Below are 26,809 nucleotides of genomic sequence, written 5' to 3' on the forward strand. Positions count from 1 at the left end.
CCAAGAAACGAGATTATGACGGCTTTTTTTTAAGTGTGCAAGTTGCCTGCCCCGACGCGGGTTTGCACGTCCCCCATTTCTCATCGCGATTTTTTTCTGATATCATTTCGGTCTTTCCTCGATACGCCCACCCGCACGGGAGCGCGGCATCCGAGAAACAGGTTTTGGCCGGCATAGCTCAGTTGGTAGAGCAGCGCATTCGTAATGCGAAGGTCGGGGGTTCGACTCCTCTTGCCGGCACCAGAAAAAAAGGGCAGCCCATCCGGGCTGCCCTTTTTGCTTGGGCGCGCGACTACTCGGCGTCGGGCTGCGCGGCAGGCGCTGCCTGCTGAAAGGCGGGCAATTCGGCACATGCCGCTTCGATGCGGGCCAGCGTCGGCATGGCCGACAGATCGCAGCCGAAACGGCGCGCATTGGCCAGTTGCGGCACCAGGCACAGATCGGCCAGGGTCGGCGCGTCGCCATGGCAGAAGCGCCCGGTCTGCGGCGCGCCGGCCAGCATGGCCTCGACCCCCGCGAGGCCCAGTTCCACCCAGTGCTTGTACCAGGCATTCTTGGCCTCTTCGCTGACCTTGAGCTCGTGCTTGAGATACTTCAGCACGCGCAGGTTGTTCAGCGGATGGATGTCGCAGGCGATGGTCTGCGCGATCGCGCGCACGCGGGCGCGCCCGAGCGCATCGGACGGCAGCAGCGGCGGCTGCGGATGGGTTTCCTCGAGATATTCGACAATGGCCAGCGACTGGGTCAGGACCGCGTCGCCGTCGACCAGCGCCGGCACCAGGGCATTCGGATTGAGCGCGCGGTACTGCGGCGCCAATTGCTGGCCGCCATCCTTGAGCAAGTGCACGGCGCGATAGTCGTACGGCAGGCCCTTCAGGTTGAGAGCGATGCGTACCCGATAGGCGGCCGAACTGCGGAAATAGCTGTACAACTCCATTTTGCCTCCAGCTGCGCGGGCTGCGCCGCGCGTCGTTGTCATTCGAGGGATTCGGTCTGGGCGATCTTGCGCGACAGCCCCTTGGGCAGGGGGAAAGCCACGCTCTCCTCCAGGCCGGGCATGGTGCGCACCGACACCGCGCCGAGCTCGCGTACGCGCTCGACCACCTGCTGCACCAGCACCTCGGGCGCCGACGCGCCGGCCGTGATGCCGATGCTGCGCCTGCCCTGCAGCCATGCCGGGTCGATGGCGTGCGCGCCGTCGATCAGGTAGGCCGCCACGCCCTTGCGCTCGGCCACTTCGCGCAGCCGGTTGGAATTGGAGCTGTTGGTGCTGCCCACGACCAGCACCAGGTCGCACTCCGGCGCCAGCAGCTTGACGGCGTCCTGGCGGTTCTGGGTGGCGTAGCAGATGTCGCTTTTCTTGGGCTCGACGATGCCCGGAAAGCGCGCCTTGAGCGCGCCCGCGACCGCCGCGGCGTCGTCCACCGACAGCGTGGTTTGCGTGACGTAGGCCAGGTTGCCCGGATCGCTGACCCGCAGCGCAGCGACATCCTCGACCGTTTCGACCAGGTACATGCCGCCCTGCGCCTGCCCGAGCGTGCCCTCCACCTCGGGATGGCCCTTGTGCCCGATCATGACGATCTCGCGCCCGGCCGCGCGCATGCGCGCCACTTCGATGTGCACCTTGGTCACCAGCGGGCAGGTCGCATCGAACACCCGCAGGCCGCGCGCCTCGGCTTCGCCGCGCACCGCCTGCGACACGCCGTGCGCCGAGAACACCACGATGGCGCCCGCGGGCGCCTGGTCCAGCTCGTCGATGAACACGGCGCCCTTGCCGCGCAAGTCCTCGACCACGTAGCGGTTGTGGACGATCTCGTGGCGCACGTAGATCGGCGCGCCATGCAGCTCGAGCGCGCGCTCGACGATGTCGATGGCGCGATCCACGCCGGCACAGAAGCCACGCGGCTGCGCCAGCAGGACCTCGGCATCGGCGGCGGTCACTTCAGCGGTCATCACAGCACTCCCAGGATGGCGACATCCACGCGCAAGGCGGTGCCGGCCAGCGGATGGTTGAAGTCGAACATCGCCCAATCGGCGTTGATTTCCTTCAGCACGCCCGAGTAGCGCCCGCCATTGGGCGCGGCGAACTCGACCAGGTCGCCGGGCTCGAAGGCGGCATCGGCGCCCGCATGCTCGGCCAGCATGGCGCGCGTCACTTTCTGGATCAGGTCCGGATTGCGCTCGCCATAGGCCTGAGCCGGCGCCAGCGCCACGCTGAAGCGCTCGCCCTCCGCATGGTCGAGCAAGGCGGCTTCGAGGCCGGGGGCCCACTGGCCGCTGCCCATCTGCAGCGTCGCCGGGCGACCATCGAAGGTATCCGTGAACACCGAGCCCTCGGCAGGCCCCGAGGCCAGCACGATGCGGTAATGCAGGGTGAGGTAGGAGTCCGGACGGACCAAAACATTCACATTCTCAGAGGCGGCGCTCAAGGTCTGTCACCGTATGGCAATCCAATAAAGATTTGATTTTAGAGCTTATGCCATGAGTCTGCCCGAACCCCTGCTCCGCGCCGACTGGCCGCGCGAACGCCTGCTGCGCCACGGCGCCGCGACGCTGAGCGATCCCGAGCTGCTGGCGCTGGCGCTGCGCACCGGCGTGGCGGGCTGCAACGCGGTCCAGCTGGGGCACGACCTGCTGCGCCGGTTCGGCGGCCTGCGCGGCCTGCTCGGCACCTCGCCGGCGGAGCTGCAGGTGGTGCCCGGCCTGGGAACCGCCAAGGCCTGCGTACTGGCCGCGGTGCTGGAACTGGCCCGCCGCACGCTCGAAGAAGACCTGGTGCGCCAGGACGCCCTGGCCAACCCCGACCTGGTGCGCCGCTATTGCCAGGCGGCCCTGGGCCACCGCAAGGTCGAGCACTGCATCGCCCTGTACCTGGACGCGCGGCTCAAGCTGATCATCTGCGCCGAAGTCGCCCGCGGCACCCTGACCCAGGCGCAGATCTACCCGCGCGAAATCGTCCGCGAGGCATTGCGCCACCACGCGGCCGCGCTGATCCTGGCCCACAACCATCCGGGCGGCACCGCCGCCGCCAGCGCCGCGGACATCGCCATGACGCGCCAGATCAGGCAGGCGCTGGCCCTGATCGACGTGCGGCTGATCGACCACGTCATCGTCGCCGGCGCCGCCACGGTATCGATGGCCGCGCAAGGACACCTCTGACGGGACCCGACATCCCGGCATCGCCAAACTCCGGGCAGTTCGTTAGACTAGGAGTCAGTCATTTCAACCCTAAACCGTTTTTTCTCATGAAGCGCCTGTGGGACATTTCACCGCCGGTTTCTGCCGACTCGCCGGTTTTCCCGGGCGACACGCCATATCGCCAGCAATGGAAATGGTCGCTGACGCCGGATTGCCCGGTCAATGTCAGCGAGATCACCCTGTCGCCCCACATTGGCGCCCACGCCGACGCGCCGCTGCACTATGAGAATGGCGCGGCCGCCATAGGCGCCGTCGCGCTCGAACCCTTCCTGGGCCCCTGTCGCGTCATCCACGCCATCGGCTGCGGCCCGCTCATCCTGCCCGAGCACCTGGCGCATGCCCAGGCCGGCCTGCCGCCGCGGGTACTGGTGCGCACGGCGCGCCACGCGGCGCTGCAATGGTGGGTGGACGATTTCTCCGCCTATGCGCCCCAGACCATCGAATGGCTGGCCGGACGCGGCGTCACGCTGATCGGCATCGATACGCCCAGCATAGATCCCGCGTCCAGCAAGACCCTGGACAGCCATCACGCCATCCGGCGGCGCGACATGCGCGTACTCGAGAACCTCCGCCTGGACGACGTGGACGAGGGCGATTACGAACTGATCGCGCTTCCGCTGGCGCTGGTCCAGGCCGACGCCAGTCCGGTGCGCGCCGTGTTGCGCGAACTGGCCTGACCCGCCATTCACGCAGCAGGACCCACCATGCAGCCCACCCCTACGCAACGCCCCGAAGCCATCGTGCACGACGAAAAAGCCCAGCTCGATTTCGCGCGCGACATGAGTTATGGCGACTACCTGCACCTGGACGAACTTCTGGGCGCCCAGCACCCGCTCTCGCCCGAGCACAACGAAATGCTGTTCATCGTGCAGCACCAGACCAGCGAGCTGTGGATGAAGCTGATGCTGCACGAACTGCGCGCGGCCATCGCCGCGATCCAGCAGGACCGCCTGCAGCCGGCGTTCAAGATGCTGGCGCGTGTCAGCAAGATCCTGGAGCAACTGGTGTCGGCCTGGGATGTGCTGGCCACCATGACACCGCCCGAATACTCGGCCCTGCGCCCCTACCTCGCGCACTCCAGCGGCTTCCAGAGCTATCAGTACCGCCAGATCGAATACCTGCTGGGCAACAAGAACGCCGCGATGCTGCAGCCCCACGCCCACCGCGCCGACCTGCTGGCGCAGGTACGCGCCGCCTTCGAGGCGCCCTCGCTGTACGACGAGGCGCTGCGGTTCCTGGCCCGCAGCGGCCTGGCCGTGCCGGCCGGCGCGCTGCAGCGCGACTGGACCCAGCCCTACCGGGCCGACGACCAGGTCGAACAGGCCTGGCTGACCGTCTACCGGCAATCCGAGCGCTACTGGAACCAATACCAGCTGGGCGAAAAGCTGACCGACCTGGAAGACGCCTTTCGCCTGTGGCGTTTTCGCCACGTGACCACGGTGGAGCGCATCATCGGCTTCAAGCGCGGCACCGGCGGCACCTCCGGCGTCACCTACCTGCGCAAGATGCTGGAGGTGGTGCTGTTTCCGGAAATCTGGAAATTGAGGACGGATCTCTGACGCCACACGGGCCTTGTATCGGGGCCAGGTATGCGTGCTAGAATGCGGGGTTGTTTTTTGGATACGTTGCCAGACGGCGCATCCTGGTTGCCGCCACGCAAGACGCGTGGCCGTGCGCCGGGCGGCTTGCACGGCCTGGCTGGCGACCCGCTAACCTGGGAAATTATCATGAAAGAAGGCATTCACCCCGAATACCGCGAAGTGGTGTTCATGGACGTTCAGACGGGCAACAAGTTCATCACCCGCTCGACCATCCACACCCGCGAAACCGTCGAAATGGACGGCAAGACGTACCCGCTCTTCAAGTGCGACGTGACGTCCGAATCGCACCCGTTCTACACCGGCGCGCAGACGCGTATCGTCGAGACCGGCCGCGTGGAAAAATTCCGCGCCCGCTTCGCCCGCACCGCCGGGACGGTCAAGTCGGCGTCCTGATCGGCAAGCTCCTTCGGGAGGCGCACCAGAAAGCAGCCTGCGGGCTGCTTTTTTTTCCTCGCGGCATGCCGCGCCAACCCTCATCGGTTCCACGCTCGTCGGTTACATTACGTCCGTGTCTCCCATTTCGCGCTCTACTCCGGCCCGGCTGACGGTACAAGCTACCGCCAAGCTGCCCCGGCTCGTCCTGCTTGGCCTGTCGCTGATCTATATCGTGGCGGGCCTGTTCATGCGCGACCCGTGGAAGACCGACGACGTGGTCGGGCTGGCCACCATGGTCACCGCGCTGCGCGAAGGCGGCATGACCTGGCTGCTGCCGCAGGTGGGGCACCTGGCGCACGCCGAGGAAGGCCCGATGATCACCTGGGTCGGCGGCGCCTCGATGTGGCTGTTCGGCCCATGGCTGGGCGATATCACGGCCGGCCGCCTGCCCAACCTGCTGTGGTTCGGCATCGCCACGGTCAGCGTCTGGTACGGCACCTATCTGCTGGGCCGGCGCGCCGAGGCCCAGCCGCTCAAACTGCCTTTCGGCGGCGAGCCGGCGGCGCGCGACTACGGCCGCATGCTGGCCGACGCGGCCCTGCTGCTGCTGCTGGCCACGGTGGGCATCCTGCAACGCCTGCACGAAACCTCGGTGGTGCCGGCCATCATGGCCTGGCAGGCGCTCGCGTTCTACGCCATGGCCCGCACGCTGGATCGCCCTTTCCTTGGCGCCACCACCCTGGGGGTGGCGGTGGCCGGCGCCTTCCTGACGCGCGGCTGGATCGGCGCCGCGCCGGTGATGGTGGCCGCGGTGCTGGCGTTCTACCCGCGCAGCCTGCTGTGGCAGCGGGTACGCTGGCTGCCCTGGGCGGCCTTGATCGCCGCCGCGCTGATGCTGGCCTGGTGGCTGCCCGCCACCCTGGCCGAGGGCAGCGACTACTGGATACGCAACTGGAAAACCTGGACCCTGGCCTCGTACGACTGGCCGGACCTGCGCATCACCGGCCGCACGCTGCGCGACCTGCCCTGGTACCTGTGGCCGACCTGGCCGCTGGCCCTGCTGGCGATCTGGCGCTGGCGCGCCTGGCTGTATGCGCCCCATATCTGGGTGCCGCTGGTGCTGGCCGCCACCGCGGCGCTGATGCTGCTGTTCCTGGACGGACCCAATGACGCCGAGTACGCCATGCTGGCGGTGCCTTGCGCCATCCTGGGCGCCTTCTCGCTGCCCACGCTGCGGCGCGGCGTGGTCAACACGCTGGACTGGTTCGCGGTGATGTGCTTTTCGCTTACCGCGGCCACCGCCTGGCTGGGCTGGGTGGCGCTGCATTTCGGCTGGCCGGCGCAGATTTCGCGCAATATCGCCCGCCAGACCACCGGCTACGAAGCCTCCATTTCCTGGCTGGCCAGCGCGCTGGCGCTGGTCATCTCGGCCGCCTGGGTCGTGCTGGTCGTCTGGCGCCTGCGCAGCCGTCCGCTGGCGCTGTGGCGCGGCACGGTGCTGTCGGCCGGCGGCCTGACCGCCACCTGGATCCTGCTGGTGCTGCTGTGGCAGCCCGCGGTGGACTATGCGCGCAGCTACCGCACCGTATCGGGCCAGCTGGCCGAAGCGCTGCAGGCCAACCTCCAGCCGGGCGAGTGCGTGCGCGGCCTGAGCCTGGGCAGCGGGCAGCGCGCCTCGTTCCTGGTGTTCGACAACATGTCGTTCACCTACGATTCCAAATGCACGCTGGTGCTGCAGCAGACTACCCACAGCAGCCTGCGCGACGGCACCGCCGCCTACAGCGACGGCGCCACCGAATTGTGGCGCGGCGGCCGCCGCGCCGACCGGCACGAAGTCTTCCGCCTGCTGCGCGTCACGCCCACCCGATGACCCCTGCCGCCGCCCCCTCGCCCGGGTTCGGCGCGACCATGCGCGACATCGCGCGCCAGGCATGGCCGGTGCTGATCAGCCAATGGGCCGGCATCTCCTTCGGCGTGCTCGACACCGCCATGACCGGCCACGCCAGCCCGCAGGACCTGGCAGCGATGTCGCTGTCGGTGTCGGTGTACATCACGGTTTTCGTCGGCCTGATGGGCGTGGTGCACGCCCTCATTCCCATCCTGGCGCAACACTTCGGCGCCGGCCAGCAGCGCGAAGTCGGCAGTACCTGGGGCCAGGGCGTATGGCTGGCGCTGGGCCTGTCGGTGGTGGGCGCGATCCTGATGCTGTTTCCCGACGCCTGGCTCTCGCTATCCGGCGACGTGGACCCGGCCGTGCGCGACCGGGTGGCGGCCTACCTGCGCGCCCTCGTGCTGGCCTTGCCCGCCACGCTGGTGTTTCGCACCATCTACGCCCTGGGCACGGCGGTATCGCGTCCCAAGGTGGTGATGAGCATCAACCTGGCGGCGGTGTTCGTCAAGGCGTTCTGCAACTGGGTGCTGATCTACGGCAAATTCGGCCTGCCGGCGCTGGGCGCCGTGGGCGCCGGCCTGGCCACCGCCATCTCGGGCTGGCTGAGCCTGGCTGCCGGCCTGTGGATCATCACGCACGACCGCTATTACCGCCGCTTCCGCCTGCGCGTGGGGCGGCCCGACTGGCGCGCGCTGAAAGAGCTGCTGCGCCTGGGCCTGCCGATGGGCGGGTCGTACCTGGTCGAGGTGTCGGCGTTCACGTTCATGGCCCTGCTGGTGGCGCGCGAAGGCACGTACGTGTCCGGCGGACACCAGATCATGTCCAATCTGGCCGCGCTGTGCTACATGATGCCGATGGCGCTGGGGGTGGCGACCGCCGCGTTGACCGCGCAAGCGATCGGCGCGGGCCGCCCCGACCTGGCGCACCGCACCGGCATGGCCGGCCTGGCGCTGGGCCTGCTGGGCGCGGCGCTTACCGCCGCGGTGCTGCTGGTCGGCCGCCCGCTCATCATCGCCGCCTATACCGACGATCTCGAAGTCGCCGCGGTGGCGGCGTCGCTGCTGGCCATCATCCCGCTGTTCCACTTGTGCGACTCGATGCAATGCATCAACTCGTACCTGCTGCGCGCCCACAAGGTCGCTGTCATGCCGCTGGTGCTGCAAACCGTGGCGCTGGGCGGCGTCGGCCTGCTGGGAGGATGGTGGCTGGGATTCGGCCCGGGACGCGGCGGCCTGGATCCGGTGCGCGCGGCGCTGATGCCGGGCTCGCCGGCTGGCGCCGGCACGATGTGGCTGATGGCGATGGCCGGACTGGGCTTGTCGGCCGTGCTGCTGCACTACTGGTACCGCCGGATCGCGCGGCTGGCGCTCGCCCGCGGCTGAATGCGGCGCCGGTGCGCGGCGCGGCGCCCCCGCGGCGCCCCGTGCCATGGACCGGCGTCCCTGAGAATTATTTGGTGGATGTACTGCCCGTCTTGGCGTGGTGGGCACCGTGATGCGCGCCGTTCTTGGCGTGTTTCTCGCCCTTGGCGTGCTTGCCGCCGGACGGCGCCTTGACGCTGCTCTTGGCGCCGGACTGGGTGTCGCCCTGCGCGGCATACGCCGATGGCGCGGCCGCCAGCCCGAGGCACAGGGCCGAGGTGGACAAGAAAGCGGCGATACGGGACTGAGTCGTCATGTTGTGTACTCCTATCTTGCGGGCGCGGGAGCCCGTCCATACAAGGCCCGGCAAAATGCCATGGGACCTGTAATTCGTTGGAGCAGGCGTCCAACGAAAGGTTCGGAGCACGGAAGAAATTTTTCCGTCGCTAACCGCTCGTCATGATCCCGCGCCGATCAGGCCTCGAAGATCAACAAGGCGACGGTCGCAAACAGCATGGCGGCAAAGCAGGCTCTCAGCTTGCGTTCAGGCAGCCGATAGGCCAGCCGTACCCCCACCGGCACGAACACCAGGCTGCCCGCCGCCAATGGCACGCCTATCCACCAATCGGCCTGGCCGGCCCAGGTGTAGGTGACGAGGGCGATCATCGAACCGGGAATGACCATCGTCAATGCCAGCGCCTGGGCCATCGTCTGCGGCAAGCGGAACACCGAGGTAATGATGGGCACGGCCAGCACCGCGCCGCCCACGCCGAAGAACCCGCCCAGCGTGCCGCACAGCACGCCCAGCACGCTGGCGCGCGGCGGGCTCAGGACAGGCGCGGGCCGCGCCGGCGCCGCCGGCGCGGCAGCGGCGCGCTTGCGCACGGTCTGGTAGACATAGAACAGCGCGATGAAGAACAGGAACACCGCGAAGCTCAGGCGCAGCGTGCGCGAGGCGATGCCCAGCGCCAATTGCGCGCCGACCCACGTGAACACCACGGCGCCCGCCGCGCCGGCGCCCGCCACGCGCATATCGATGCGCGCATGCTGGTGGTACTTGCGCACCGCCATCATGATGGTCGGCAGCACCATGATGAGCGCCGTGCCCTGGGCCAGTTGCTGGGGCATGCCCAGCAGCAGCCCCAGCGCGGGAATGGCGATCAGCCCGCCGCCGATGCCCAGCGCGCCGCCCATGAAACCGATCAGCGCGCCACTGGCCAGGCAGGCCGCGATTACCAGCAGACTCAAGACAGGCTCCCCGGACGTGCCATCAACGCAATTTGTCCAGGGCGGCGTCCAGCCGATCCACGGCCCATATCTCCAGCCCTTCGATAGGCTGGCGCGGCGCATTGGCCTTGGGAATCAGCGCAACGCTGAACCCCAGCTTGGCCGCTTCGCGCAGGCGCTCCTGGCCGCGCGGCGCGGGCCGGATCTCGCCGGCCAGGCCGATCTCGCCGAACGCCACCAGGCCGGCGGGCAGCGGCTTGTCGCGCAGCGATGACATGATGGCCAGCAGTACCGGCAGGTCGGCCGCCGGCTCGGTGATGCGCACCCCGCCCACGGCATTGACGAACACGTCCTGGTCGTAGGTCGAGACGCCCGCATGGCGGTGCATGACGGCCAGCAGCATGGCCAGGCGGTTGCCCTCCAGCCCGACCGTCAGGCGCCGCGGATTGGGCGCATGCGAGGTATCGACGAGCGCCTGCACTTCCACCAGCAGCGGGCGCGTGCCCTCCTGGGTCGCCAGCACGCAGGAACCGGCCACCTGCTGCTGGTGCTGCGAGAGAAACAGCGCGGACGGATTGGCCACGCCGCGCAGGCCGCGGTCGGTCATGGCGAACACGCCCAGTTCGTTGACGGCGCCAAAGCGGTTCTTGAACGCGCGCACCAGGCGAAACGACGAATGCGTGTCGCCCTCGAAGTACAGCACCGTGTCGACGATGTGTTCGAGCACGCGCGGTCCGGCCAGCGCGCCGTCCTTGGTGACGTGGCCGATCATCACGATGGCGATGCCGGTCTGCTTGGCCAGGCGCGTCAGCTGCGCCGCGCATTCGCGCACCTGGGACACCGAGCCCGGCGCGGCGGTCAGCTCGCCGCTGTAGAGCGTCTGGATCGAATCGATCACCGCCACGGTCGGCTTCTGTTCCGACACGGCCGCCTGGATCGCCTCGAGCCGGATCTCGGCCAGCAAGTCGACATTGCCGGTCTGCAGGCCCAGCCGGCGCGCCCGCAGCGCGACCTGTTCGGCCGACTCCTCACCGGTGACGTACAACACCTTGGTCGTGGCCGACAGCGAGGCCAGCGCCTGCAGCAGCAGCGTGGACTTGCCGATGCCGGGGTCGCCGCCGATCAGCACCACCGCGCCGGCGACCAGCCCGCCGCCCAGCACGCGGTCGAACTCGTCCAGCCCGGTGGGCTGGCGCGGCGTCTCGCGCGCTTCGATTTCGGACAGGCTGCGCACCGGGCTGGCCGCCGCCAGGGGCGCGTAGCGATGCCCGCCGGCCGAGGACGCGGCGGACTCCACGGTTTCTTCCAGGGTATTCCAGGCCGAGCAGTGCGGGCACTTGCCCTGCCACTTGAGGCTGGTGCCGCCGCATTCGGCGCAGACATAGATGGTTCGGGATTTCGCCATGCCGGCAGTTTACCGGCAAGCGAGGCGCGATACGTTTGTTTGCAATTCTGTCCTCGCCCATCAACCCCTTCCGGCCCCCTCGTGCGTTTAACCAAGTACCGATCCACCACCACGAGACCCGACGCCATGACGCCGATCCTACGCCCCTCCCCCCTGCTGTGCACGGTGCTCAGCCTGGCCATGCTGAGCGCCTGCAGCCCGACCGAACCGCCTTCGGCCGGCGTGGCCGGCCAGCCCGCCGCCGTACCGGGCCAGCCGGCGCCCCAGGCCGTGCCGGCGGCGCCGCGCGGCGAACCGGCCGGCGCGCCGCAGCGCGAACTGGCGGCGCAAACCTATATGCCCCCGGCGCCGCACGCGGCGGCCCGGGCGCATGCCGACCAGGCGCGCATGCGGATCATGCCGGCGCCCATGCCCGTCATCCAGGAAGATCGCGAAAACTATGCCGGCTACCAGGACAATCCTGTCCAGCTGGCACAGGAGCAGCCGGTCTCCACCTTCGGGCTGGACGTGGATACCGGCTCGTACAGCAATGTGCGCCGCCTGCTCAACGATGGCCGCCTGCCGCCGGCCGACGCCGTGCGCGCCGAAGCATTCATCAATTACTTCGACTACGGCTACCCGGCCCCCGCCACGCCGGCCGTCCCCTTTTCCCTCACGACCGAGATCGCGCCGGCGCCCTGGAATCCGCAGCGCCAGCTGCTGCTGGTCGGCATCCAGGGATACCGGGTGGCGCCGCAGGATATTCCCGCGGTCAACCTGGTGCTGCTGATCGACACCTCCGGCTCGATGGCCGAGCGGGCCAAGCTGCCGCTGCTCAAATCGGCCCTGCGCCAGCTGGTGACGCAGATGCGCGCGCAGGACCGCGTCGCCATCGTCGCCTACGCCGGCAGCGCCGGCCTGGTGCTGCCCTCCACGCCCGGCGATCGCCATGCGCAGATCCTGGCGGCCATCGACGGCCTGCAGGCCAGCGGCTCGACCAATGGCGGCGCCGGCCTGGAGCTGGCCTACGCCGAGGCCGCCAAGGGCCTGGTCAAGGATGGCGTCAACCGCATCGTGCTGGCCAGCGACGGCGACTTCAACGTCGGCCGCACCGATCTTGCGCAGCTCAAGGACTATGTCGGCAGCCAGCGCAAGCGCGGCATCGCGCTGACCACCCTGGGGCTGGGCAGCGGCAACTACAACGATGCCATGGCCATGCAGCTGGCCAACGCCGGCGACGGCAGCTATCACTACATCGACAGCCTGCTGCAGGCGCGCAAGGTCTTTGCCAGCGAGCTGTCGGCGACCCTGCTGACCATCGCCAAGGACGTCAAGGTGCAGGTCGAATTCAACCCGGCGCGGGTGGCCGAGTACCGCCTGATCGGCTACGAGAAGCGCGCCCTGGCGCGGGAGGACTTCAACAATGACGCGGTCGACGCGGGCGAACTGGGCGCCGGCGCCAACGTAACGGCGCTGTACGAGATCACGCCGGCGGGCGCAGCGCAGCGCATCGATGCGCTGCGTTACGGACAGCCGGCCCGCGCCGCGGACAGCCCGCGCGACGAGCTGGCCTATGTGCGCATCCGCTACCAGTCGCCCGAAGGCGGCGCCAGCCGCCTGATCGAACAACCGGTGGCCGCCGACGCGGCGGCGCCGGCCGCCAGCGCGCGACTGAATCGCGCGGCGGCCGCGGCGGCCTTCGCGCAATGGCTGCGCGGCGGCAAATACCTGGACGGCTACGCGCCGCAGGCCATCGCGGCGCTGGCGCGGCAATCGCGCGGCGCCGACCCGCTGGGCCTGCAGGCCGAGTTCGCCAACCTGGTCGAGCTGGCCGCCAGCCTGGGCACGCCGGCGGCGCGCTGATTACGGTGACGGCCCTGGCAGTCGCGCCGGCCTCGGCGGCGTGCGCAATCGCCGCCGAGGCGATACACTGCGCCGCCATGGACACCGCGAGCGCCGCCGACGAAGCCTTGATGCTGGCCTACGGGGCCGAAGGCGACATGGACGCCTTCGACGCCCTGTACGCCCGCCACCGCGCCGGCCTGTATCGCTACATCCTGCGCAGTGCGCGCAACGCCGCCCAGGCCGACGACATCTTCCAGGAAACCTGGAGCCGCGTCATCGACGCCCGGGCCCGCTACCGCCCCCAGGCGCGCTTTACCACCTGGCTGCTGCAGATCGCGCACAATCTGCTGGTCGATGCCCATCGCCGCCAGCCCGCCCCGGTCGCCCCGGAACAGGCCGAGGCCGCGCTGGCCAGCGTGCCCGCCGCCGAACACGAGCAGCCCGAGGCGCGGCTATCCGAGTTCCAGCAGCGCCGCCGGCTGCAACTGGCCATCGAGCGCCTGCCGGATGAACAAAGACTGGCAATGCTGCTGCGACTGGAGCACGATCTGGATGTGGAAGAAATTGCGCAAGTCACCGGTGTCTCTCGCGAAACCGTCAAATCGCGCCTGCGCTACGCCACCCGGCGCATCCGCGAGGAGCTGAGCTCCGAGAGCGCCCCCAGGAGCCCCTAGGCCATGAACCCGCACCTGCCGCCCGACGACGACGATCGCGACCTGCGCGCGCTGTATCGCGAGCTGCCGCGCCACGAGCCCGACATCATGCTCGACGCCTCGATCCGCGAGCAGGCCCAGCGCGCCGCCGAAGCCGACCGGCGCGCCCGCCGGCCACGCGCGACCTGGCACCCGGCCTGGGCGGTGGCGGCCTGCGTGGTCGCGGTGAGCGCCCTGTTCGTGTTCACCGACCTGGAGCAGTACGCGCTGCAGCCCGCCGCCGAGGTCGAGCTGCAGGCCGAGCAGGAGGCCGCCCAGGCCACCCGCGACGCCATGCCCGAGCCGCCCGCCCCCGATCCCGCCCTGGCCGCGCCGCCGCCGCTGGGTGCGCCGGCGCCCGCGCCCGCCCTGCCGCCTGCGCTGGCGCCCGAGGCGGCACGCGGGGCCGCGGCCGAATCATCGGCCCAGGACGCCGCGCCGGCACGGCGCGGCTATATGCCGCAGCGCGCCGCGCCCGCGGTGCGGGCCGAAAAACAGCAACAGGAAAATCTGGCGGCGTCAGCGCGCCAGCGTGACGATCCGGCCTATGCGCAACGCGTCGAGCGCATCCGCGCGCTGGTGCGCGAGGGCAAGCCGCAGGAGGCGGCCGCGCAGGTCCTGGCCTGGCGCCGTGCCGCCCCGGGGCTGGCCCTGCCGCCCGATCTCGAGCAGCTGGCGCCAGCCGACGGCGGTACGCCCGGCCAATAGGGGGCGGAACCGGTCAGTGGCCGCCCAGGCTGCCGCCGCCGTCCACGCCCAGGACCTGCCCGGTAATGAAGCCGGCGTCGTCCGACAACAAAAACGCCACCGCGGCGGCGACCTCGGCCGGCGTACCGAACCGCTTCATGGGAATCGAAGCCTGGGCGCGCTTTTCGGCGTCGCTGCCGGCCGGATGGCCGCGCCGGAACAGCTCGGTCTCGACCGGGCCGGGCGCCACCGCGTTGACGGTGACGCCATACTCGGCCAGTTCCAGCGCCCAGGTGCGGGTGCACCCGACCAGGGCGCTCTTGGCGGCCGAATAACTGGTGCGGTCGTAGGCTCCCAGGATGGCGCGGCTACAGATATTGACGATCCGTCCGCTACGCCGCACCTTCATCGATTCGACGAAGGTCTGGGTGACCTGCACCGCCACGCGCACGTTCAGGTCGAGCACGCTGTAGAGCGTGGCCAGGTCGATCTCGCCGAGCGCCTGCGGCGCCACGATGCCGACATTGTTGACCACCGCATCGACCGGGAATTTATCGCGGATCTCGCGCAGCACCTCTTCGGTGCGGCCGGCGTCGGCCAGGTCGCAGGCGTAGAGATAGCCAGGGAAGTCCACATCGGCGGTATTGCGCGCGATACCCACTACGTGGCAACCCAGATCGGTCAACCGCTGCGTCAGTGCCCAGCCGATGCCTTTGGTGGCACCTGTCACCAGCACGCATTTGTCCTTCATGGATTGAAACCTCGTCATGTTTGCCCCGCCAGCGCGACCGGCGGCCGCGCGACGACAGGGTATAGAGTAGACACCATCCGGCCGGCGGCGTCATGTAACTTGCGTAGCAATTCATGCCAGCAGGCCGGCCCGCCGGCGATCCGCACAATGCTCAGCCTTCGTGGCGCACGGGTACGCGCGGGGCCAGCGCGCACAGCAATTCGTAGCCGATGGTGCCGGCGGCCTCGGCCACTTCGTCGACCGACGGGCCGTCCTCGCCCCACAGCACCACGGGCGTGCCGATGCCGGCGGCCGGCACCGGATCCAGGTCGACCATGAGCATGTCCATCGACACGCGGCCGACCAGCCGCGTGCGCACGCCGCCCACGGTCAGGGGCGTACCGGTGCCGGCATGGCGCGGATAGCCGTCGGCATAGCCGCACGCCACCACGCCGATGCGCATCGGCCGGTCGGCGCGGAAAATGGCGCCATAACCCACCGCCGCGCCGGCCGGGATATCCTGGATGGCAATCAGCTCGGAGCGCAGCGTCATGGCCGGAATCAATCCGAACGCCCCGGCCTGCGCATCGGCGAACGGCGAGGCGCCGTACAGGCAGATGCCCGGCCGCACCCAGTGGGTCTGGCCGTCGTGGCCGACCGCCAGGTCGGCATAGCGCAGGGTGGCGGCCGAATTGCAGACGCTGGTCGCCCCGGCCAGGTGCGCGGTGGCGCCGTTGAAGACGTTCATCTGCTGGGTCACGCCCTGCGGCCCGTCGGCACAGGCGAAATGGGTCATCTTGCCGATGCCGCCCACCACGCCGTACTCATGCAGCTGCTGCGCGCGCGCGTAGGCGGACCCGTAGGCGTCCGGCGCGAAACCCAGCCGGTTCATGCCGCTGTTGAGCTTGACCATGATGTCGACGCGGCGCGACAGCCGCGCATGCGCCAGCATGTCGAACTGCTCGCGCGTATGCACGGTGGTGGCGAGATGATAGCGGTCGACGATTTCCAGGTCGGACGGCTGGAAGAAGCCTTCGAGCAGCAGGATGGGGCCGCCCCAGCCCGCTTCGCGGCAGCGCACGGCCTCCTGCAGGTCCAGCATGGCCAGGCCCTGGGCCGCCGAGAAACCGGCCACCGCCTGTTCGATGCCATGGCCGTAGGCATTGGCCTTGATGACCGCCCAGATGGAGGGCGGCGTGCCGTCCGCCTTGGCCGCCACGTCATCGAGATGACGACGCACGGTGGCAAGGTTGTGCCGCAGCGCGGACTGGGAGATCGAAGCAAATATGGGACGCGGCATGATGAGATTTCCGAGGCACCCGGGCCTGTTGCCGCCAAGTCTAACTGATCCGCCCGCGGCGCCATACGCCGCCCTCCCCTAAAATGCCTCATTCCGGTGGCTGATGCCGCCCTGACCTCGCTATCCGTATGGCCATCGATCACTACGAGAATTTCCCCGTTGCTTCGCTGCTGCTGCCGCGGCGGTTGCGCGGCGCCGTGACCGATATCTATCGATTCGCCCGCGCCGCCGACGATATCGCCGATGAAGGCGCCGCCGAGGACGCCGAGCGCCTGCGCCAGCTGGCCGCCTTCCGCGCCGAGCTGCATCGCATCGGCGCCGAACCCGGCACGCTGGCCGTGCCGGCCAGCGCCGACCTGGCGCCCATCTTCACCCCGCTGGCGGCCACCATCGCGCGCCACCAGTTGCCCATCACGCCGTTCTTCGACCTGTTGTCGGCGTTCGAGCAGGACATCTCGGTCAAGCGCTACGAGTCCCATGACGATCTGCTGGACTACTGCCGGCGCTCGGCCAACCCGGTGGGCCGGCTGATGCTGCACCTTTACGGCGCCGTCGACGAAGCCAACCTGCGCGATGCCGATGCGATCTGCACCGGCCTGCAGCTGGTGAATTTCTGGCAGGACGTGCGCATCGACTGGCGCAAGCAGCGCGTCTACCTGCCCGAGGAGGACCTGCGCCGCCATGGCGTCAGCCGCGACGACCTGGCAGCCTGCCGGCTGACCCCGCAATGGCGCGAGCTGATGGCCTTCGAAGTGCAGCGCACGCGCGCGCTGCTACACTCTGGCGCTGCGCTGCCGCGCCGCCTGCCGGGCAGGATCGGGTTGGAATTGCGCCTGGTCGTCCAGGGCGGCCTGCGCATCCTGCAACGCATCGAGGACGCCGGATACGACGTCTTCATGAATCGCCCCGAGTTGGGCGCCAAAGATTGGGCCGTCATGCTGTGGCGCGCCTTCACCTGATATGACCCCTGACGAATACTGCCAGGAAAAGGCCGCCAGAAGCGGCTCCAGCTTCTATTACTCGTTCCTGTTCCTGCCGCCGGCGCGGCGGCGGGCCATTACTGCGCTGTACGCGTTCTGTCGCGAGGTCGACGACGTGGTCGACGAATGCAGCGACCCGTCCCTGGCGCGCGTCAAGCTGGCCTGGTGGCGCACGCAGGTCGACCAGATGGTCGATGGCAAGCCGGACCACCCCGTCACGCGCGCGCTGCAGCCGCACCTGGCCGATTGCAACATCACGCGCGAGCGTCTGCTGGCCGTCATCGACGGCATGGAGATGGACCTGGACCAGACCCGCTACCTGGACTGGCCCGGCCTGCGCAAGTACTGTTGGCACGTGGCCGGCGTGGTCGGCGAATTGTCGGCCGGCGTGTTCGGCTACCAGGATGCGCGCACGCTGGACTATGCCGGCAAGCTGGGACTGGCGTTCCAGCTCACCAACATCATCCGCGATGTCGGCGACGACGCGCGGCGCGGCCGCATCTACCTGCCGGTCAATGAACTGCAGCAATTCGAGGTCAAGGCCGCCGATATCCTCAACGGCGTCCATTCCGAACGCTTCAGCGCGCTGATGCGCTTTCAGGCCGAGCGCGCCCGCGGGCTGTACCGCGAGGCGATGCAGGCCCTGCCCGAGACGGACCGGCGCGCCCAGCGGCCCGGGCTGATGATGGCGGCCATCTACCATGCGCTGCTCGACGAAATCGAGCGCGACGACTGGCAGGTGCTGCACCAGCGCATTTCGCTGACGCCCGTGCGCAAGCTGTGGCTGGCCTGGAAGACCTGGGTAAGCGGCGGCGCCCCCCTGGTGCGCCGGCTGGCGCGATGAAGGTCGCCGTCATCGGAGCGGGCTGGGCCGGCCTGGCAGCCAGCGTGGCGCTGCGCGAGGCCGACGCCAAGGTCACGGTGTTCGAAGCCGGGCGCACGCCCGGCGGGCGCGCCCGCCGCGTGGTCCACCCGGAGTTCGGCGACGACCTGGACAACGGCCAGCACATCCTGCTGGGCGCCTATGGCGAAACCCTGGCGCTGATGCGCCGCCTGGGACGCAACCCGGATGCGCTGCTGATGCGCCGGCCGTTGCGGCTGGCCAGCCTGGACGGCGGCTTTCGCCTGTCGGCGCCGCCCCTGCCCGCCCCCCTGCACGCCGCCGCCGCGCTGCTGCTGGCGCGCGGCCTGCCCTGGCGCTCGCGCGTGGCTGCCGTGCGGCTCATGCACTACCTGCGCCAGATGCAGTGGCAGGCGCCGCGCGACTGGACCGTCACGCAGCTGCTGGACCATACCCGCCAGCCCGCCGGCATCCGCCAATCCGTCTGGGTGCCCCTGTGCCTGGCTGCCCTGAACACTCCCCCGGCGCAGGCCAGCGCCCTGCTGTACGCGCACATCCTGCGCGACAGCCTGACCGGCCACCGGCGCAACAGCGATCTGCTGCTGCCCTGCGCCGACCTGTCGGCGCTGTGGCCCGACGTGGCGGCCCGCCAGGCCACCATGCGCTACGGCAACACGGTGCGGCGTCTGACGCCGCAGGCCCATAGCGTCGAGGTCAACGGCGAACGGTTCGACGCGGCCGTACTGGCCGTATCGCCCCAGGTGGCGGCGCGCCTGCTTGAGAATGCGCTGGCCGAGCGAGGCTCCAGCGGGCTGCTGCGCGCCCTGCAGGCGTTCGATTACGAACCCATCGCCACGTTGAATTTGCGCCTGGCCGGCCCCTGGCCCCTGCCCGAGCCCATGATGATGCTGCGCGAGGAACCGGCGCGCGGCTTTCACGGCCAGTGGCTGTTCGACCGCTCGCGCCTGACCGGCCGTGGCGAGCGCGGCGAACTGGCGGTGGTGGTCAGCGCGGCGCGCGCCGTGGCGGCTGCCGACCGCGAACAGGCCATCGCCGCCCTGACGCGCCAGGTGGCCGAACAGGCCCGCCGCCACCCGGCGCGCCTGGCCCCGATGCCCGCTGTCGAGATAGCCGAACTGTTCGTGGAAAAGCGCGCCACCTTCGCCGCCGTGCCGGGCCTGGCGCGGCCGCTGAACAGCACCCCATGGCGCTCGCTGGCGCTGGCCGGCGACTGGACCGACACCGGCTACCCCGGCGTGCTCGAAGGCGCGGTGCGCAGCGGCCTGCAAGCCGCCCGCGTCGTGCTCGGCGGCGCGGCCACGCAGGACTGAAACCTGGCGCCCGGCGCCGGCCTCAGCGCAACAGCAGGCGCACGGTCGCCAGCCCCAGCCCGGTCATGGCCAGCGAACCGGCCAGGCTCGCGCCGGCGTAGGCCGCCGCGGTCGCGTAGACGCCGCGCTCCAGCATGTCGACGGTCTCGGCCGAGAAGGTCGAGAACGTGGTCAGCCCGCCCAGGAAGCCGGTTACCGCGGCCAGCCGTATCCAGGCGGGCCATTCCGGATGGCTGGCGATGAGCGCGACCATCACGCCGATAAGGTAGCCGCCGACCAGATTGGCCGTCAGCGTGCCCCACGGCCAGCCCGCGCCATTCAGGCGCAGGCCCAGCACCCAGCGCAGCCAGGCGCCCAGGGTCGCGCCCACCCCGATGGCGAGGAAATTGAGCGGAGCGAAAGTCAGCACGGCAACTCCTCAGGCCGGCGTCGCGGCGTGGTTCTTGAGCCGCAATGCCAGGGCCAGCAGCAGCACGCCGAACAGCACCGCGTACACGCCGATCACCCACACCAGCGCCAGCGCGCCGGCACCCGGCTGGAACAGCAGCAGCGCGCCGAATACGATGGACAGCGCGCCCGACAGGCCGTGCAGCCACTCGTTCTCGATATCCTTGCGAAAGCGGATCGCCGCGGCAATCTGGAACACCCCGCCGATCACGGCCCAGAACGCGATGATGTACAGCAGCACCAGCGCGGTCAGCCCGGGCCAGGCAAAGGTCGCGATGCCGGCCGCGATACCCGTCAGGCCCACCAGGATCAGCGGCCACAACGGCTTGTCCTGGTCGCGGATGCGCCAGCCCGCGATCAGCGCGAAGATCCCGTCGGCCAGCGCGAAAGCGCCCCATACCAGCACCAGCGCCGACAACGTGATGCCGGGCATCAGCACTGCCATCAGGCCGAACAGCACCGCCACCACGCCGCGCAACGCCACCCAGCCCCACTCGCGTCCTGCATGATTCAACACCGCATCCGTGACCATGACGTTCTCCTTTGAGTACCGAGACAAACCACCCAGGCGGGCCCTGGAAACATGTTAGACGCCCGCGCCGCCCCTGTCATGGGGCGCGGTTCAACGCTGTTCAACGCAGCAGCCGGCGCCGCATCAGCACCGCCACCAGCCAGATGCCCAGCGCCGCCGTCGCGGCCAGTTGCGCCACATCGGCCCACCAGGCGTGCGGCACCTGTCCCAGCGTGAGCGGCCGGATCAGATTGACCGCCGGAGCCACGGGCAGCCACTGCAGCGGGCCGGCCAGCGCGGCCGGCAGTTGCGAGGCGGGAAAGAACACCCCCGACAGGAACACCATGGGCGTGACGCCCAGCGTGAAGTAATACATGAAGAACTCGTAGCCGCGCGCCAGCGCGCTGACCACCAGCGCCATCGAGGCGAAAGCCAGCCCGGCCAGGGCCAGCACCGGCGGCACCCACAGCAGGGTCGGCGCGCGCGCGATGTCCAGCGCCACCACCACCAGCAGGATGGCAATCCCGCTCTTGAGCGCCTTGGCGGCCGCCCACAGGATTTCCGCCCAGACCACGTCGTCCAGGTCCAGCGGCGTGCTCAGCATGGCGTCCCAGGTGCGCTGCACGTGCAGGCGCGAGAAAGCGTTGTAGGTGGCCTCGAAGGTGGCGCCGTACAGCGCCCCCACGCACATCGAGCCGGCCGACAGGAAGGTCACGTAGGGCACGCCCTCGATGCCCGGCAGCAGCGCGCCCAGGCCGAACCCCAGCGCCAGCAGCGCGACGACGGGGTCGAGAACATCGCCCAGCACCGTGGTCAGGGCCGTCTTGCGCCACACCAGGAAATTGCGCCGCAGCACCGCCACGCAGCGGCGCGTCAGCGGCGGCCAGCCCCAGGCGCCCGCACTCATGCGTCCTCCCGCATGCCGCGCCCCGTCAGGCGCAGGAACAGGTCTTCGAGGTTGGCGGGCCGGTGCAGGTAGCGCAGGTCCGGCCAGCCCTGCAGCGCCTGCACGACGGGCGTGGCGTCGTCCGTATGGCAGAACGCCGTTTCGCCGCTCACCTCGACCCGCGCCGGCAAGGCCGCGCGGTGCGCATCCAGCCAGGCGTGCAGGTCATCGCCATAGACCTCGACCACCTGCGGCTCCAGGCAGCGCTCGATCAGGGCCCGGGGCGCGCCTTCGGTAATCAGCCGGCCGTGGTCGATCACGCCGAGCCGGTGGCACAGGCGTTCGGCCTCGTCCATGAAGTGCGTGGTCAGCAGGATGGTCTTGCCGCGCGCCAGCAGCGCCTTCAGGCGCTCCCAGATCAGGTGGCGCGCCTGCGGGTCCAGCCCGGTGGTCGGCTCGTCCATGATGATGAGGTCGGGATCGTTGATGAGCGCGCGCGCCAGCGTCAGGCGCCGCTTCATGCCGCCGGAGAGCTCACCGATGCGCGCATCGGCCTTGGCCGCCAGCGCCGCGAAGGCCAGCAATTGCGGCAGCCTGGCCCGTACCTGCGCGTCGCTCAGGCCGAAGTAGCGGCCGAACACCAGCAGGTTCTCGGCCACGGTGAAATCGGGGTCCAGGTTGTCGATCTGCGGCACCACGCCCAGGCGCGCCCGCGCCTGCCTGGCCTGCGCCGGCACGGCGTGGCCCAGCACCTCGACGGCTCCGCCGTCAAACGGCGTCAGGCCCAGCAAGGCGCGCAAGGTCGTGGTCTTGCCGGCGCCGTTGGGGCCCAGCAGGCCGTAGCATTCGCCGCGCCGCAGCGCGAAGGACAGGCCGTCGACGATCACGCGCTCGCCGTAGCGCTTGGTCAGGCCGTGCACCTGCAAGACAGGCGCGCATGAGGCGGAAACCGGGTTGGAGGACATGGCGACGATTCTATATCCGCGTCGCGCCTCGCCCGTGTGACGCGCGCGAAACCGATTGAAATACGGCAAGCCAGGATGAAAACGAGGCTTTTATAAGATTCATTCTCATTAAGTGTTAGAATCCGCGACCTTGACAAACGAAATCCCATGGACGGCAAAACCTCCTCCAAACGGCGCGCCTACTGGCTGAAGACGCTGCATCAATGGCACTGGATCAGTTCGGCGCTCTGCCTGCTGGGCATGCTGCTGTTTGCCGTGACCGGCCTGACGCTGAACAACGCCTCGCACATCGAGTCGCGCGCGCGCGTCGATACCCGCCATCTGGAATTGCCGGCGCCGCTGCGCGCCGAACTGGCCGCCGCCGCCCCCGCCAGGCCGGCCCTGCCGCCGGCGCTGCTCGAATGGCTGGACCGCGAGCTCGATGTCGATGCGCGCGGCGCCGCCGCCAAGCCCGAATGGTCGCCCGACGAACTGTACGTGTCGCTGCCGCGGCCGGGCGGCGACGCCTGGCTGTCGATCGACCTGCAAAGCGGCGAACTGGAATACGAGCGCACCGACCGCGGCTGGATCGCCTACCTGAACGACCTGCACAAAGGACGCCACACCGGCCTGGCCTGGAGCTGGTTCCTGGACATCTTCGCAGTGGCCTGTCTGGTGTTTTCGCTCACCGGACTGGTGCTGCTGAAAATGCACGCCGGCAATCGCGCCGCCACCTGGCCCATGGTCGGGCTGGGCGTGGTCATCCCGGTCGTGCTGGCACTGCTATTCATTCATTGACCGTCTTACTGGATATCGGACTATGCGCAAACTGTTGTTGTCTGCCCTGCTGGCCGGCCTGGTGGCCCGCACCGCCTACGCGGCCGACCTGGGCCTGAGCGTCGAAATTCCCCGCCTGGACGTGGCCGAGTACCACCGCCCGTACGTGGCCATCTGGATCGAGCAGGCCGACCAGAGCGTGGCGGGCGACCTGGCGGTCTGGTACGACGTGGCCAAGAAGAACAACGAAGGCGCCGAATGGCTCAAGGACATGCGCCAATGGTGGCGCCGCAGCGGCCGCAACCAGCAGTTCCCGGTCGACGGCGTCAGCGGCGCCACGCGTCCGGCGGGCAAGCACGCCCTGTCGTTCGCCGGCACCGCCAAGCCGCTGGCCGATCTCAAGCCCGGCAAATACGCCGTGGTGGTCGAGGCCGCCCGCGAGGTCGGCGGCCGCGAACTGGTACGCGTGCCCTTTGACTGGCCGCCGCAACAGGCGCAGCAGCTCACCGCCCGCGGCGAGCACGAGCTGGGCGCCATCGCCGTCGACCTCAAGCCCTGACATCCCTTTCCCCCACTAGGAGCGCCCTCATGAAAGCCGTAGCCAAACTGGCCGCCGCCCTGACCCTGGCCCTGCCGCTCGCCGCGCAGGCGCACGACGTCTGGGTCCTGCCCTCTTCCACGGTGCTGTCCGGCGTGGATAGCTGGATCACCGTGGACGCCGCGGTCGGCAACGACAAGTTCTACTTCAACCACGCGCCGCTGCGCCTGGATGGCCTGGACATCATCGCCCCCGACGGCAGCGCCGCGCAGGCCGAGAACGTCAGCCGCGGCAAGATCCGCAGCACCTTCGACCTGCAGCTCAAGCAGAACGGCACGTATCGCGTGGCGGTGGTCAACGACGGCGTGTTCGCGCGCTGGAAGGAAGACGGCAAGCCCAAGCGCTACTTCGGCAAGCCCGAAGGCATGGCCGCGGCGGTACCCGCCAACGCGCAGGAACTGGAAGTCTCGCAGAGCCTGGGCCGCGTCGAAACCTTCGTGACCGCCGGCAAACCCGGCGCGATCAAGCCGGTCGGCAAGGGCCTGGAGCTGGTGGCGGTATCGCACCCGAACGATCTGTATTCCGACGAGCCGGCCACCTTCCAGATGCTGCTCGACGGCAAGCCCGCCGCCGGCCTGGAAATGGAAATCGTGCCCAACGGCAGCCGCTACCGCGACAAGATCGAGGAGATCGAGCTCAAGACCGACGCCGACGGCAAGTTCCAGGTCAAGTGGCCGCAGCCCGGCATGTACTGGGTGCACACCGAGGCCGAAGACGACAAGGTCAGCGTGCCCAAGGCCACCAAGCGCCGCATGTCGTACGCGCTGACCCTGGAAGTGCTGCGCCCCTGAGCGCATGAGCATGGCCCGTCCACCGTCCTACGCGCCGCCGCTGGCGGCGCGCATGCCCTCGGCCCCGCCGCGCCTGTCTGGCGAGCCGGTGGCGCTGGCCGGCTCCACCATGGGCACGACCTGGTCCGCACGCCTGGCCCTGCCGCCCGGCGTGACGCGCCAGCAGGCCCAGGCGGCCATCGCGGCGGCGCTGGACGAGGTCGTGGCCCAGATGAGCACCTGGGAGGCCGGCTCGGACATCTCGCGCTTCAATCGCGCCGCGACGGGCTGGCAGGCGCTGCCCGAAGCGCTGTTCCATGTGCTGTCGCACGCGCTGGACCTGGCCGACGCAAGCGGCGGCGCCTACGACCCGACCATCGGCGCGCTGGTCGACGCCTGGGGCTTTGGCGCCGGACCGCGCGTGCATGAGCCGCCGGCCGCCGCGGCGATCGCCGCGGCCCTGGCCGATTGCGGCCACGCACGGGTACGGCTGGACGCCCAGGCCCGGCGCGCCTGGCAACCCGGCGGCGTACGCCTGGACCTGTCATCCATCGCCAAGGGCTATGGCGTGGACCGCGCCGCGCTGGCCCTGCGCGCGCTGGGCGTGACTGCCTGCCTGGTGGAAGTGGGCGGCGAGCTGCGCGCCCATGGCGCGCGGCCCGATGGCCTGCCCTGGCGTGTCGCGGTCGAAGTGCCCGACGCCAGCGGCGCGCATGCGCTGGCGGTGCCGCTGCGCGACCAGTCGATCGCCACCTCGGGCGATTACCGCCGCTACATCGAACAGGCCGGCCGGCGCTACGCGCACACGCTGGACCCCCGCACCGGCAAGCCGCTCGACAACGACCTGGCCTCGGTCACGGTGATCCATCCCGAATGCATGCTGGCCGATGGCCTGGCCACCGCACTGGGCGTACTGGGCGCGGCCGCCGGCGCCGACTACGCCGCGCGCCACGACCTGGCCGCCCTGTTCATCCTGCGCGGCGCGGCGGGCCACGAGGTACGCGCCACGCCGGCCTTCGCCGCGCTGCTGGACCGCCCTTGATGCCGCTGCCGCCCCATCCGCGCCTGGTCGCCGCGGCCGGCCTCGTGCTCGCCTGGCTGTTGCTGTGCCTGTGGGCGTGGCGCCAGGCGCGCATGCGCGCCGCCAGCCAGGCTCGCGCGCTGCGCGCGCTCGAGGCCCGGCCCGGCCCGCAGACCGTCCTGGTGGCCTACGCCAGCCAGACCGGCTTCGCCGCCGAACTGGCCGAACATACCGCGGCGGCACTGGCCAGCGGCGGCCTGCAAGCGCGCGTGGCCGAGCTCGGACAGATCGACGCCGCCACGCTCGGCCACTATGCGCGTGCGCTGTTCATCGTCAGCACCTACGGCGAAGGCGATCCGCCCGACGCGGCCGCCCCGTTCGCCGACACCGCCATGCAATCCGGCGCCGGGCTGGGCGCCTTGCGCTACGCCGTGCTCGCGCTGGGCGACAGCAGCTACGCGCACTTCTGCGGCTTCGGCCATCGCCTGGACGACTGGCTGCGCGCCAACGGCGCCGCGCCGCTGTTCGACCTGGTCGAAGTCGACGCCGGCGACGCGGCGGCGCTGCGCCACTGGCAGCACCACCTGGGCGTGGTAACCGGCTGCACCGACCTGCCGGATTGGCAGGCCCCCGCCTACCAGGCCTGGCGGCTGGCGCGGCGCACCCTGCTCAACCCCGGCAGCCAGGGCGCGCCTTGCTACTTCATCGAACTGACGCCGCCGCACGGCACGGCGCCGCAATGGCAGGCCGGCGACATTGCCGAGATCGGCCCGCGCGATGCGCCCGACAGCCCGCTGCATGCCCATCGCGAATATTCGATTGCCTCGCTGCCGGCCGACGGCGCGGTGCACTTGCTGGTGCGCCAGATGCGCTCCGCCGACGGCGCGCTGGGCCTGGGCAGCGGCTGGCTGACGCACACCGCGCAAACCGGCCAGGCCATCGACCTGCGAGTGCGCGCCAATCGCAACTTCCATCCGCCGGCCGACGCCCGCCCGTTGATCCTGGTCCGCAACGGCACCGGGCTGGCCGGCCTGCGCGCCCTCCTCAAGGCGCGCCGCAGCGCCGGCCACGGGCGCAACTGGCTGGTATTCGGCGAGCGCAGCGCGGCCCACGACTGGTTCTGCCGCGACGAGCTGGAGCAATGGCGCGGCGAAGGCTGGCTTGAATACGTGGACGCGGTGTTTTCGCGCGACGCGCCGCAGCGCCGCTACGTGCAGGACCTGCTGCGCGAACGCGCCGAACGCGTGCGCGACTGGATACGCGAGGGCGCCGCGGTATATGTGTGCGGCAGCCTGCACGGCATGGCCGAAGGCGTGCACCAGGCGCTGGCCGACATCCTGGGCCCGGCGCAGCTGCAGGCGCTGCAGCACGCCGGGCGCTATCGCCGCGACGTGTACTGAGCGCCGCGCGCG

Annotated in this window: 29 protein-coding genes and 1 tRNA gene; 18 read left to right on the top strand and 12 right to left on the bottom strand. The window is 69.9% G+C overall.

The genetic code is table 11. From position 1 onward, the window contains the following. Positions 1–167 precede the first annotated feature (167 nt). Positions 168–243: transfer RNA gene (locus EL288_RS14375), tRNA-Thr, on the top strand. Positions 244–292: 49 nt separating this feature from the next. Here EL288_RS14375 and maiA read toward each other — a convergent pair. The 3 genes from maiA to EL288_RS14390 are packed head-to-tail and all read right to left on the bottom strand — an operon-like array spanning position 293 to position 2,429. Beyond that, positions 293–937, bottom strand: a complete 645-nt coding sequence (gene maiA, locus EL288_RS14380; protein ID WP_003810527.1) for a maleylacetoacetate isomerase — start codon at positions 935–937, stop codon at positions 293–295. Positions 938–975: 38 nt separating this feature from the next. After that, positions 976–1,953, bottom strand: a complete 978-nt coding sequence (ispH, locus tag EL288_RS14385; protein WP_033446429.1) for a 4-hydroxy-3-methylbut-2-enyl diphosphate reductase — start codon at positions 1,951–1,953, stop codon at positions 976–978. Continuing rightward, a complete protein-coding gene (locus EL288_RS14390; RefSeq protein ID WP_003810522.1) occupies positions 1,953–2,429 on the bottom strand; it encodes an FKBP-type peptidyl-prolyl cis-trans isomerase in 477 nt (158 codons plus the stop codon). The genes ispH and EL288_RS14390 overlap by 1 nt, the downstream gene beginning before the upstream one ends. Before the next feature lie 52 nt (positions 2,430–2,481). Between EL288_RS14390 and radC the strand changes: the two genes are divergently transcribed. From radC to EL288_RS14420, 6 genes are all read left to right on the top strand, one after another. Continuing rightward, on the top strand, positions 2,482–3,159 hold the full coding sequence (radC, locus tag EL288_RS14395) for a RadC family protein (RefSeq protein ID WP_003810520.1): 678 nt from the start codon (positions 2,482–2,484) through the stop codon (positions 3,157–3,159). A gap of 86 nt (positions 3,160–3,245) precedes the next feature. Beyond that, the gene (kynB, locus tag EL288_RS14400) at positions 3,246–3,875 is read left to right on the top strand and encodes an arylformamidase (RefSeq protein ID WP_033459719.1); all 630 of its coding nucleotides are present in this window, start codon (positions 3,246–3,248) and stop codon (positions 3,873–3,875) included. 27 nt (positions 3,876–3,902) lie between these two features. Next, positions 3,903–4,757 (top strand): tryptophan 2,3-dioxygenase, encoded by an 855-nt coding sequence (kynA, locus tag EL288_RS14405; protein WP_003810516.1) that lies wholly within the window; start codon positions 3,903–3,905, stop codon positions 4,755–4,757. 168 nt (positions 4,758–4,925) lie between these two features. Beyond that, positions 4,926–5,192 (top strand): type B 50S ribosomal protein L31, encoded by a 267-nt coding sequence (locus tag EL288_RS14410; protein WP_003810513.1) that lies wholly within the window; start codon positions 4,926–4,928, stop codon positions 5,190–5,192. 115 nt (positions 5,193–5,307) lie between these two features. Beyond that, a complete protein-coding gene (locus tag EL288_RS14415) occupies positions 5,308–7,044 on the top strand; it encodes an ArnT family glycosyltransferase (protein WP_003810510.1) in 1,737 nt (578 codons plus the stop codon). Next, the gene (locus tag EL288_RS14420; RefSeq protein WP_003810507.1) at positions 7,041–8,447 is read left to right on the top strand and encodes an MATE family efflux transporter; all 1,407 of its coding nucleotides are present in this window, start codon (positions 7,041–7,043) and stop codon (positions 8,445–8,447) included. The genes EL288_RS14415 and EL288_RS14420 overlap by 4 nt, the downstream gene beginning before the upstream one ends. A 67-nt stretch (positions 8,448–8,514) precedes the next feature. Here the strand turns inward: EL288_RS14420 and EL288_RS14425 are convergent, their stop codons facing one another. From EL288_RS14425 to radA, 3 genes are all read right to left on the bottom strand, one after another. Continuing rightward, entirely contained in the window at positions 8,515–8,742 is a 228-nt protein-coding gene (locus EL288_RS14425; RefSeq protein WP_015063981.1) for a hypothetical protein, read from the bottom strand. Positions 8,743–8,900: 158 nt separating this feature from the next. After that, positions 8,901–9,674, bottom strand: coding sequence for a sulfite exporter TauE/SafE family protein (locus EL288_RS14430; RefSeq protein WP_003818618.1), 774 nt, complete (start codon positions 9,672–9,674; stop codon positions 8,901–8,903). Positions 9,675–9,696: 22 nt separating this feature from the next. After that, the gene (radA, locus tag EL288_RS14435) at positions 9,697–11,058 is read right to left on the bottom strand and encodes a DNA repair protein RadA (RefSeq protein ID WP_010928233.1); all 1,362 of its coding nucleotides are present in this window, start codon (positions 11,056–11,058) and stop codon (positions 9,697–9,699) included. 126 nt (positions 11,059–11,184) lie between these two features. On the opposite strand from radA, the gene EL288_RS14440 reads away from it, so the two are divergent. From EL288_RS14440 to EL288_RS14450, 3 genes are all read left to right on the top strand, one after another. Beyond that, the gene (locus EL288_RS14440; protein WP_126621975.1) at positions 11,185–12,900 is read left to right on the top strand and encodes a vWA domain-containing protein; all 1,716 of its coding nucleotides are present in this window, start codon (positions 11,185–11,187) and stop codon (positions 12,898–12,900) included. A 77-nt stretch (positions 12,901–12,977) separates the two neighbouring features. Next, positions 12,978–13,556: an RNA polymerase sigma factor gene (locus EL288_RS14445; protein ID WP_010926777.1), complete on the top strand. Its 579-nt coding sequence runs from the start codon at positions 12,978–12,980 to the stop codon at positions 13,554–13,556. Between the two features lie 3 nt (positions 13,557–13,559). Then, positions 13,560–14,282, top strand: a complete 723-nt coding sequence (locus tag EL288_RS14450; RefSeq protein WP_003810496.1) for a hypothetical protein — start codon at positions 13,560–13,562, stop codon at positions 14,280–14,282. A 13-nt stretch (positions 14,283–14,295) separates the two neighbouring features. Here the strand turns inward: EL288_RS14450 and EL288_RS14455 are convergent, their stop codons facing one another. Together EL288_RS14455 and alr are read right to left on the bottom strand one after the other, a co-directional pair. Beyond that, a complete protein-coding gene (locus EL288_RS14455) occupies positions 14,296–15,012 on the bottom strand; it encodes an SDR family oxidoreductase (RefSeq protein WP_003810494.1) in 717 nt (238 codons plus the stop codon). 151 nt (positions 15,013–15,163) lie between these two features. Further along, positions 15,164–16,291 (bottom strand): alanine racemase, encoded by a 1,128-nt coding sequence (alr, locus tag EL288_RS14460; RefSeq protein ID WP_003810492.1) that lies wholly within the window; start codon positions 16,289–16,291, stop codon positions 15,164–15,166. Positions 16,292–16,419: 128 nt separating this feature from the next. Here alr and hpnC point away from each other — a divergent pair, with 128 nt between their 5' ends. Genes hpnC through hpnE form a run of 3 tightly spaced genes read left to right on the top strand, consistent with a single transcriptional unit; the run spans position 16,420 to position 19,443 of the window. Then, positions 16,420–17,250 carry a squalene synthase HpnC gene (hpnC, locus tag EL288_RS14465; RefSeq protein ID WP_003810490.1) on the top strand — a complete coding sequence of 277 codons (831 nt, stop codon included), beginning with the start codon at positions 16,420–16,422 and terminating at the stop codon, positions 17,248–17,250. 1 nt (position 17,251) lies between these two features. After that, complete coding sequence (gene hpnD / locus EL288_RS14470; RefSeq protein ID WP_003810487.1) at positions 17,252–18,115, top strand: presqualene diphosphate synthase HpnD; 864 nt, start codon at positions 17,252–17,254, stop codon at positions 18,113–18,115. Further along, complete coding sequence (hpnE, locus tag EL288_RS14475) at positions 18,112–19,443, top strand: hydroxysqualene dehydroxylase HpnE (RefSeq protein WP_033449612.1); 1,332 nt, start codon at positions 18,112–18,114, stop codon at positions 19,441–19,443. Before hpnD ends, hpnE begins: the two co-directional genes overlap by 4 nt. 22 nt (positions 19,444–19,465) lie before the next feature. Here hpnE and crcB read toward each other — a convergent pair whose 3' ends face one another. The 4 genes from crcB to EL288_RS14495 form a co-directional block, all read right to left on the bottom strand. Further along, entirely contained in the window at positions 19,466–19,852 is a 387-nt protein-coding gene (crcB, locus tag EL288_RS14480; protein WP_003810483.1) for a fluoride efflux transporter CrcB, read from the bottom strand. 9 nt (positions 19,853–19,861) lie between these two features. Beyond that, the gene (locus EL288_RS14485) at positions 19,862–20,422 is read right to left on the bottom strand and encodes an HdeD family acid-resistance protein (RefSeq protein WP_003810481.1); all 561 of its coding nucleotides are present in this window, start codon (positions 20,420–20,422) and stop codon (positions 19,862–19,864) included. 100 nt (positions 20,423–20,522) lie between these two features. Next, positions 20,523–21,308 carry an ABC transporter permease gene (locus EL288_RS14490; protein WP_003810480.1) on the bottom strand — a complete coding sequence of 262 codons (786 nt, stop codon included), beginning with the start codon at positions 21,306–21,308 and terminating at the stop codon, positions 20,523–20,525. Beyond that, on the bottom strand, positions 21,305–22,252 hold the full coding sequence (locus EL288_RS14495; protein ID WP_003810478.1) for an ATP-binding cassette domain-containing protein: 948 nt from the start codon (positions 22,250–22,252) through the stop codon (positions 21,305–21,307). Before EL288_RS14495 ends, EL288_RS14490 begins: the two co-directional genes overlap by 4 nt. A 147-nt stretch (positions 22,253–22,399) precedes the next feature. Between EL288_RS14495 and EL288_RS14500 the strand changes: the two genes are divergently transcribed. From EL288_RS14500 to EL288_RS14520, 5 genes are read left to right on the top strand one after another with little or no spacing between them, the layout of a single operon-like run. Further along, complete coding sequence (locus EL288_RS14500; protein ID WP_003810476.1) at positions 22,400–23,029, top strand: PepSY-associated TM helix domain-containing protein; 630 nt, start codon at positions 22,400–22,402, stop codon at positions 23,027–23,029. Positions 23,030–23,051: 22 nt separating this feature from the next. Continuing rightward, positions 23,052–23,567: a DUF2271 domain-containing protein gene (locus tag EL288_RS14505; RefSeq protein WP_003810474.1), complete on the top strand. Its 516-nt coding sequence runs from the start codon at positions 23,052–23,054 to the stop codon at positions 23,565–23,567. A 29-nt stretch (positions 23,568–23,596) separates the two neighbouring features. Beyond that, on the top strand, positions 23,597–24,397 hold the full coding sequence (locus EL288_RS14510; protein ID WP_003810472.1) for a DUF4198 domain-containing protein: 801 nt from the start codon (positions 23,597–23,599) through the stop codon (positions 24,395–24,397). A 4-nt stretch (positions 24,398–24,401) separates the two neighbouring features. Beyond that, on the top strand, positions 24,402–25,418 hold the full coding sequence (locus tag EL288_RS14515; protein WP_003810470.1) for an FAD:protein FMN transferase: 1,017 nt from the start codon (positions 24,402–24,404) through the stop codon (positions 25,416–25,418). After that, a complete protein-coding gene (locus tag EL288_RS14520) occupies positions 25,418–26,797 on the top strand; it encodes a sulfite reductase subunit alpha (protein WP_126621976.1) in 1,380 nt (459 codons plus the stop codon). The genes EL288_RS14515 and EL288_RS14520 overlap by 1 nt, the downstream gene beginning before the upstream one ends. Positions 26,798–26,809: the final 12 nt, after the last annotated feature.

The organism is Bordetella bronchiseptica (assembly GCF_900636925.1).
In the GTDB taxonomy this organism is placed as follows: Bacteria; Pseudomonadota; Gammaproteobacteria; order Burkholderiales; family Burkholderiaceae_B; genus Bordetella; species Bordetella pertussis.

Bases quoted from the DNA above. Each gene is read 5' to 3' on its own strand.
- maiA (WP_003810527.1), bottom strand. From the start codon at position 937: ATGGAGTTGTACAGCTATTTCCGCAGTTCGGCCGCCTATCGGGTACGC.
- ispH (WP_033446429.1), bottom strand. From the start codon at position 1,953: ATGACCGCTGAAGTGACCGCCGCCGATGCCGAGGTCCTGCTGGCGCAG.
- radC (WP_003810520.1), top strand. From the start codon at position 2,482: ATGAGTCTGCCCGAACCCCTGCTCCGCGCCGACTGGCCGCGCGAACGC.
- kynB (WP_033459719.1), top strand. From the start codon at position 3,246: ATGAAGCGCCTGTGGGACATTTCACCGCCGGTTTCTGCCGACTCGCCG.
- kynA (WP_003810516.1), top strand. From the start codon at position 3,903: ATGCAGCCCACCCCTACGCAACGCCCCGAAGCCATCGTGCACGACGAA.
- EL288_RS14410 (WP_003810513.1), top strand. From the start codon at position 4,926: ATGAAAGAAGGCATTCACCCCGAATACCGCGAAGTGGTGTTCATGGAC.
- EL288_RS14420 (WP_003810507.1), top strand. From the start codon at position 7,041: ATGACCCCTGCCGCCGCCCCCTCGCCCGGGTTCGGCGCGACCATGCGC.
- EL288_RS14425 (WP_015063981.1), bottom strand. From the start codon at position 8,742: ATGACGACTCAGTCCCGTATCGCCGCTTTCTTGTCCACCTCGGCCCTG.
- radA (WP_010928233.1), bottom strand. From the start codon at position 11,058: ATGGCGAAATCCCGAACCATCTATGTCTGCGCCGAATGCGGCGGCACC.
- EL288_RS14440 (WP_126621975.1), top strand. From the start codon at position 11,185: ATGACGCCGATCCTACGCCCCTCCCCCCTGCTGTGCACGGTGCTCAGC.
- EL288_RS14445 (WP_010926777.1), top strand. From the start codon at position 12,978: ATGGACACCGCGAGCGCCGCCGACGAAGCCTTGATGCTGGCCTACGGG.
- EL288_RS14450 (WP_003810496.1), top strand. From the start codon at position 13,560: ATGAACCCGCACCTGCCGCCCGACGACGACGATCGCGACCTGCGCGCG.
- EL288_RS14455 (WP_003810494.1), bottom strand. From the start codon at position 15,012: ATGAAGGACAAATGCGTGCTGGTGACAGGTGCCACCAAAGGCATCGGC.
- alr (WP_003810492.1), bottom strand. From the start codon at position 16,291: ATGCCGCGTCCCATATTTGCTTCGATCTCCCAGTCCGCGCTGCGGCAC.
- hpnC (WP_003810490.1), top strand. From the start codon at position 16,420: ATGGCCATCGATCACTACGAGAATTTCCCCGTTGCTTCGCTGCTGCTG.
- hpnD (WP_003810487.1), top strand. From the start codon at position 17,252: ATGACCCCTGACGAATACTGCCAGGAAAAGGCCGCCAGAAGCGGCTCC.
- hpnE (WP_033449612.1), top strand. From the start codon at position 18,112: ATGAAGGTCGCCGTCATCGGAGCGGGCTGGGCCGGCCTGGCAGCCAGC.
- EL288_RS14485 (WP_003810481.1), bottom strand. From the start codon at position 20,422: ATGGTCACGGATGCGGTGTTGAATCATGCAGGACGCGAGTGGGGCTGG.
- EL288_RS14490 (WP_003810480.1), bottom strand. From the start codon at position 21,308: ATGAGTGCGGGCGCCTGGGGCTGGCCGCCGCTGACGCGCCGCTGCGTG.
- EL288_RS14495 (WP_003810478.1), bottom strand. From the start codon at position 22,252: ATGTCCTCCAACCCGGTTTCCGCCTCATGCGCGCCTGTCTTGCAGGTG.
- EL288_RS14500 (WP_003810476.1), top strand. From the start codon at position 22,400: ATGGACGGCAAAACCTCCTCCAAACGGCGCGCCTACTGGCTGAAGACG.
- EL288_RS14505 (WP_003810474.1), top strand. From the start codon at position 23,052: ATGCGCAAACTGTTGTTGTCTGCCCTGCTGGCCGGCCTGGTGGCCCGC.
- EL288_RS14510 (WP_003810472.1), top strand. From the start codon at position 23,597: ATGAAAGCCGTAGCCAAACTGGCCGCCGCCCTGACCCTGGCCCTGCCG.
- EL288_RS14515 (WP_003810470.1), top strand. From the start codon at position 24,402: ATGAGCATGGCCCGTCCACCGTCCTACGCGCCGCCGCTGGCGGCGCGC.
- EL288_RS14520 (WP_126621976.1), top strand. From the start codon at position 25,418: ATGCCGCTGCCGCCCCATCCGCGCCTGGTCGCCGCGGCCGGCCTCGTG.